The 5,979-nt window shown below is 75.4% G+C and carries 8 protein-coding genes; 7 read left to right on the top strand and 1 reads right to left on the bottom strand.

The window, feature by feature from the left end:
• The 7 genes from EHS43_RS35055 to EHS43_RS35025 all read left to right on the top strand — a co-directional run.
• Positions 1 to 1,191: molybdopterin-dependent oxidoreductase (locus EHS43_RS35055; RefSeq protein ID WP_125194672.1), on the top strand; the 1,191-nt coding region annotated here is incomplete at its 5' end.
• A gap of 65 nt (positions 1,192 to 1,256) precedes the next feature.
• Positions 1,257 to 1,916, top strand: coding sequence for a fasciclin domain-containing protein (locus tag EHS43_RS35050; RefSeq protein WP_125194671.1), 660 nt, complete (start codon positions 1,257 to 1,259; stop codon positions 1,914 to 1,916).
• 144 nt (positions 1,917 to 2,060) lie between these two features.
• A complete protein-coding gene (locus tag EHS43_RS35045; RefSeq protein ID WP_125194670.1) occupies positions 2,061 to 2,567 on the top strand; it encodes an Asp23/Gls24 family envelope stress response protein in 507 nt (168 codons plus the stop codon).
• 54 nt (positions 2,568 to 2,621) lie between these two features.
• Positions 2,622 to 2,807, top strand: coding sequence for a hypothetical protein (locus tag EHS43_RS35040; RefSeq protein ID WP_125194669.1), 186 nt, complete (start codon positions 2,622 to 2,624; stop codon positions 2,805 to 2,807).
• Positions 2,804 to 3,805, top strand: a complete 1,002-nt coding sequence (locus tag EHS43_RS35035; protein WP_125194668.1) for a DUF6286 domain-containing Asp23/Gls24 family envelope stress response protein — start codon at positions 2,804 to 2,806, stop codon at positions 3,803 to 3,805. The genes EHS43_RS35040 and EHS43_RS35035 overlap by 4 nt, the downstream gene beginning before the upstream one ends.
• Positions 3,805 to 4,389: an alkaline shock response membrane anchor protein AmaP gene (locus EHS43_RS35030; protein WP_260470848.1), complete on the top strand. Its 585-nt coding sequence runs from the start codon at positions 3,805 to 3,807 to the stop codon at positions 4,387 to 4,389. Before EHS43_RS35035 ends, EHS43_RS35030 begins: the two co-directional genes overlap by 1 nt.
• Positions 4,379 to 5,287: a YihY/virulence factor BrkB family protein gene (locus EHS43_RS35025; RefSeq protein WP_125194666.1), complete on the top strand. Its 909-nt coding sequence runs from the start codon at positions 4,379 to 4,381 to the stop codon at positions 5,285 to 5,287. The genes EHS43_RS35030 and EHS43_RS35025 overlap by 11 nt, the downstream gene beginning before the upstream one ends.
• Here the strand turns inward: EHS43_RS35025 and EHS43_RS35020 are convergent.
• On the bottom strand, positions 5,257 to 5,922 hold the full coding sequence (locus EHS43_RS35020) for an alpha/beta fold hydrolase (protein WP_125194673.1): 666 nt from the start codon (positions 5,920 to 5,922) through the stop codon (positions 5,257 to 5,259). The genes EHS43_RS35025 and EHS43_RS35020 overlap by 31 nt on opposite strands.
• Between the last annotated feature and the right edge of the window lie 57 nt (positions 5,923 to 5,979).

Below are 5,979 nucleotides of genomic sequence, written 5' to 3'. Positions count from 1 at the left end.
GTGTCGGAGGCCGGCCGGGAGGCCGACCTCGACGCCGGGCGGGTGGGACCCGTGATGCCGGTGGACGGCCGGGTCGGCGGCTCCGACCCCGGGCGGCCGGGATGGGATCGGCGTGGGTTCGTGATCGCTGCCGGGGCCACCGCCGCGGCCTCGGCCGGGTTCGCGTTGCTCGGACGGTCGCTGAGCGGTGCCGACGGGCGGGACGCGGTCGCCTCCCGGCGGGCGGCGGTGCTTCCGCGGCCCGGGTCCCCGGCTTCCCCCGTACCCCGGGGCGCCGGACTGCGGATCCCGGGGGTGAGCCCGTTCGTCACCCCGAACGGCGACTTCTACCGGGTCGACACCGCCCTCGTGGTGCCCAAGGTGGACGCCACCTCCTGGCGGCTGCGCCTGCACGGCAAGGGCGTCACCCGGCCGCTCACCCTCTCCTACGACGATCTGCTGCGCCGTGAGCTGGTCGAGCGGGACATCACCCTGACCTGTGTCTCCAACGAGGTCGGCGGCCCCTACGTCGGCAACGCCCGCTGGATCGGCGTACGACTGGCCGAGCTGCTGGCCGAGTGCGGGGTGAGGCCGCCGTCCGAGGGCGGGCCGGCCGACCAGCTGGTCGCCCGCTCGGTGGACGGCATGACGATCGGCAGCCCGGTCGAGGACCTCATGGACGGCCGGGACGCGCTCCTCGCCCTCGGCATGAACGGCGAACCCCTGCCCTTCGCCCACGGTTTCCCGGTCCGCATGGTGGTGCCCGGCCTCTACGGCTTCGTCTCCGCCTGCAAGTGGATCGAGGACATCGAGCTCACCACCTTCGACTCCTACGACCCCTACTGGGTCAAGCGCGGCTGGGCGCGCCGGGCGCCGGTCAAGACGCAGTCGCGGATCGACACCCCCAAGCCGTTCGGCCGCCCGAAGGCCGGCACGGTCATGGTCGCCGGGGTCGCCTGGGCCCAACACCGGGGCATCGACAAGGTCGAGATCCGCGTCGACGACGGCCCCTGGCAGCAGGCCCGGCTGGCGGCCGAGGACTCGCGCGACACCTGGCGCCAGTGGTCCTTCCCATGGCAGGCGACCAAGGGCGGCCACACCCTCACCGTGCGCGCCACCGACCGCACCGGCGCGGTGCAGACCGACCGCCGCGCCCGCACGATCCCCGACGGGGCCAGTGGATGGCACTCCGTCGTGGTCACCGTCGAGTGACCTTCCCGAACCACCTTCCGCAAGCCATCACCACGCAAGTTGTCCCTCTCAACAGGAGATTCACCATGAACACCCGTATCCGCCGTACCGCCGTCACCCTCGCCGCCGCGGCCGTCCTGCCGCTGGCCCTGAGCGCCTGCTCCGACAGCAGCGGCGACTCGACCAAGTCGGACTCCTCCTCGAAGGCGTCGGCTTCGGCCCCGGCGTCGGACGACGCGATGGCGGGCTCCGGCAGCGACACCGCCATGGACAAGCCGTTCGGCTCGGCCTGTTCCGCGGTGCCCGCCAGCGGCGCCGGTTCCTTCGACGGCATGGCCCAGGACCCGGTCGCCACGGCCGCGTCCAACAACCCGGCCCTGTCCACGCTGGTGGCGGCGGTGAAGAAGGCCGGACTGGTCGACACCCTCAACAACGCCCAGAACATCACCGTGTTCGCGCCGACCAACGACGCCTTCGCGAAGATCCCGAAGGCCACGCTGGACAAGGTCCTCAACGACAAGGCCGCTCTGACGAAGATCCTCACCTACCACGTCGTCGGCCAGAAGCTCACGCCGAAGGACCTGGAGAACGGCTCCTTCGACACCCTGGAGAAGTCGAAGGTCATGACCTCCGGTTCGGGCGAGTCCTACACCGTCAACGACTCGGCGAAGGTGGTCTGCGGCAACGTCAAGACCGCAAACGCCAACGTGTACATCATCGACAGCGTGCTGATGCCGGCGAGCTGACGGCACGTCGACCACGGGGGACCCGGGGGCGCCACTGTGGTGGCGCCCCCGGGTTTTTTCCGGACCGGTGCGTCACACAACCGGCCGGGGCGGGTCCAAGTCAGTGGAGAGCAACCGAGCAGCACCGCAGAAGGGAAGCACGACATGACCACACAGACCGCACCCGCCGCCAAGGACGTGTCCACCCCCCGCACCGGCGAGCCGGCCCGGGCCACCACGTCCGTCTCCGACGGCAGGGCCGGCGCCGACCAGCCGGCCGCGAACCGTGGCCGCACCTCCATCGCCGACATCGTCGTGGTGAAGGTGGCCGGCATCGCCGCCCGGGAGATCCCGGGCGTGTACGACATGGGCGGCGGGCTGTCCCGCACCATCGGCGCCGTGCGCGACCGGGTCCCCGGCGGCCGGCCCAACGTGGGCCGGGGCGTGAAGGTCGAGGTCGGCGAGCGGCAGACCGCCATCGATCTCGACCTGGTCGTCGAGTACGGGGCGCCCGTCATGGACGTGGCACAGGACGTCCGGGAGAACGTCATCTCCGCGGTGGAGCGCATCACCGGCCTGGAGGTCGTCGAGGTCAACGTCACCGTCAACGACGTCCGGCTGCCGGAGGACGAGGAGGACGCCGCGCAGCAGACCGGCACCCGGGTGGAGTGATCGCGGTCCGGCGCGGAAGCAGACAGGAGTGGGTCCGGTGAGAGGCGGAGGGGAATGAGCACACCGTTCACGGGGATGATCGCGGGCATGGCCCTGGCGTTCGCGGGGTTCTTCGGCGGCTTCGGCGCCTTCCTGCTGGTGGCCGCCCTCGGCGGCCTGGGCTGGGCGCTGGGCCGGTGGGTCGAGCGCGGCGGCGGCGTCCAGGACGTGCGCGACGCCTTCGAGCGGAGCCGCCGATGACCGCCGCCGCCCAGCGGGGCACCACCACCGTCTCGGAACGGGCGGTGCGCAGGATTGCCGAACGGGCGGCCACCGAGGCCCTTCCCGGGCAGGACGGCGCCCGTACGGCGAAGGCCGCGGCGTCCGTGCGCGGGCGCGGGGCACGGGTCTCGCTCGGGGTGTCCCTGCCCTACCCGGCACCGCTGGCCGACACCGTGCGCGAGCTCCAGCGGCACGTGGTGGCCCGCACCCGGCACCTGACCGGCCTGGACGTGCCGTCCGCCCCGGTCCACGTCACCTCGCTCACCGCCCCGGCGTCCGCGCACCCGCCGGCGCCCGCCGCCGCGGACGAGCACCCGAGCCGCACTCCCCGGCGCTGGTGGTCCCGGCGCCGGGTCCCGGTGGCGCTGGTGGCCGCGGTGGCCGCCGTGGCCTGCGGCGCGCTCGCCGTCGACCTGCTCCGGGTGCACGCCGCCCACCAAGGGGCGGGCGCCTGGCGTACGTCGGCCGTGCACTGGCTGTCCGGGCACGGGCCCGGTGACCCGGCCGTCGTGCTCGCGGGCGGCCTGACGGCCCTGCTCGGCCTCTGGATGGTCGTGCTCGCCCTCACCCCGGGCCGTCGCGGCCCGGTCACCGTGCACACCGGATCGTCCCGCCTGACCGCGGCCGTGGACCGCTCGGCGGTCACGGCCCTGGTGCGGGACGCGGTGGGTGACGTCGAGGGCGTCACCGCCGTGCGGGTCCGCGCGGGGCGCCGCCGGGTCACCGTGCGGGCGGGGCTCGCCTTCGGCGACCGGGCCCTCGCGCACGCCGCCGTCACCGCCGCCGCCCGCTCCGCCCTGACCGGCTGCCGGCTGCGCCGCACCCCCCGCCTGCGGGTCGCCTTGACCGCCGAGCCGGTATGGCGGCCGCCCGCCGCCGAGAGCGCTCCGGAGACCGGGGCGTCCGGCACCGTTCCCGGCGGCCCGGAGCGGGCAGCCGTACCGGAAAGCCCTCGTACCGCAGGAGGTGAAGCGTGATGCCCCGCACCCGTGGTGTCGCGGACCGGGCCGCTCTCGGCGTCGTCGGACTCGTGTTCCTCCTGGCCGGCTCGTGGCTCGCGGCCACGGACCGGGCCGTCGCCGGGCGGCTGCCGTCCTGGTGGCCCGCGCCCCGCGAGGACGGCGTGCTGCTGGACCCGGAGCGGCTGACGCGCTGGCGCGGCGAGGGCTGGTGGACGCCCACGGTCGTCGCCGCCGCGATCGCCCTGACCCTCCTGTTCGCGTACGGCGCCCTCACCCGGCTGCGCTCCGGACCCGCCGGACGGGTCGACCTGCCCGCACCCGGCGGTACGGTCCGTCCGCAGGCGCTGGCCGAGGCACTGGCGGTGCGCGTGTCCGCCCTGCCCGGCATCGCCCGCGACCGGGCTCACGTGCGGACCCGGCGGGGACAGCGGCTGGAGATCGGCCTGCGGGTCTGGCTGGAACCGGACACACCCCCGGACGCCGTCCTGCCGGGCCTGCGCGCGGTGACCACCGAGGCCGCACAGGCGGCGGCCCCCTACGAGGTGCGCGCTCGGGTCCGCCTGAGCGCCGTGTCGCACCGCATGCCGCATGTCCGCTGAACCCTGCTCCGGCGCCGCCCGCCGGCCCCGCCGCCGGCTCCGGCCGCCCGCCGCCTGGTGGCCCGCGCTGCGCCGCACCCCGGTGTCCCTCTGGAACGACGACCTCTCGGACGACGCGGCGGCGCTGACGTACTACGCGATCCTCGCGGTGCTGCCCGCGATGCTCGCCACCGTCATGGCCTTCGGCGTGATCAGCCCGGACACGGCGGAGGAGTTCGTCCGGCACGTCACCGCGTACGCCCCCGCCGAGTCCGGCACCGATCTGCACGCCGTCCTGACCCGCGCGCTGGGCAACGGCCGCACGGCCTGGCCCCTGATGGCGGTGGGCGCGGCCAGCGCCCTGTGGTCGGCGTCCAGCTACCTCGCCGTCTTCCGCCGCTCGCTGCACCGCATGCACCGCGTCGAGGACCACCGCTCGCCCTGGCGCACCGCACCCCGCATCGCGCTCACCGCGCTCGGACTGCTCGGGCTGCTGCTGGTCGGCTCGCTCACCCTGCTGCTGACGGGCCCGCTCGCGCAGGCCGCGGGCCGCACGGTGGGCGTGGACGGCACCGCGGCCTGGGCGTGGAGCCTGCTCCGGTGGCCCGTGCTGCTCTGTCTGGTGGCGCTCCTGGTCGTGGTCGTCTTCCGCACCGGACCGGCACCGGCGCGGAGACGCGGCCACAGCCTGCCCGGCGGGGCGCTCGCCGCGGCCCTGTGGCTGACGGTCTCCGCCTGCTTCTCGGCGTACGCCTCCACGCTCGGCGCCTACAGCCGGCTCTACGGCTCGCTGGCCGGCGTCGTCGTCTTCCTGATCTGGCTGTGGCTGTCGAACCTGGCCCTGCTCGCGGGAGCGCAGTTCGCGGCGGAACTCGCGGGGGCCCGCTGTCAGAGCACGGGGAAGTCGCCGGCGCCGTAGCAGTCCCCGGGCAGCGGGTCGGGGAGGTTCTCCGGGTCGAGCAGGTGGGCGACGACGGCCGCGGTCGTGCGGTGCCACAGGCGGTGCCGGCGCAGCAACGCGTGGTCGCTCCCGCCGATCACCGCCATGCCCGCCCGTGCCGCCGTCCGCCGCGCCCGGCGCACGAGGCCGGCCGTGTCGGCGGGCGAGGTGACGCGGTCCCGGTCGCCGTGCAGGGCGACGAGATGCCGGCCCGCCAGCTGTTCGACCGGCTCGCCGGGCGGCCACCACGGGGCCAGCGCGACCACCCCGCGCACCTGCGGATGCCCCGCGGCGTGCAGGGCGGCCCGGCCGCCCATCGAGTGGCCGAGCAGCACCGTGGGGACGGGCCCCGCCAGTTCCGCGAGTTCGTCCAGCGCCTGCCGGGTGTCGCGGACGGGATCGGCCCGGCGGCCGTTCCAGCCGCGCAGGCGGTAGCGGACCTGCGCGACCAGCACGTCCTGGCGGGGCAGAGCGGCCGTCACCGCGCGCACGAAGGGATCCATCCGCAGGGCGGCCGCCTTCCAGGACCGGGTCGGCCGCTCGCTCGTCGCCTGCCCGCCGTGCAGCACCACGACGGCGGCAGCCGGGGCCGGCGGGCTGCGGCGCGGCAGCAACGCGCGCGTGGCCGGCCGGGGGAGTCCGCTCGCGTCCTGCCCCACCTCGCCCCGCCC

Source organism: Streptomyces sp. RP5T, from assembly GCF_003933965.1.
Lineage (GTDB): Bacteria > Actinomycetota > Actinomycetes > Streptomycetales > Streptomycetaceae > Streptomyces.
This window is presented reverse-complemented; position numbering and strand designations above follow the sequence as displayed.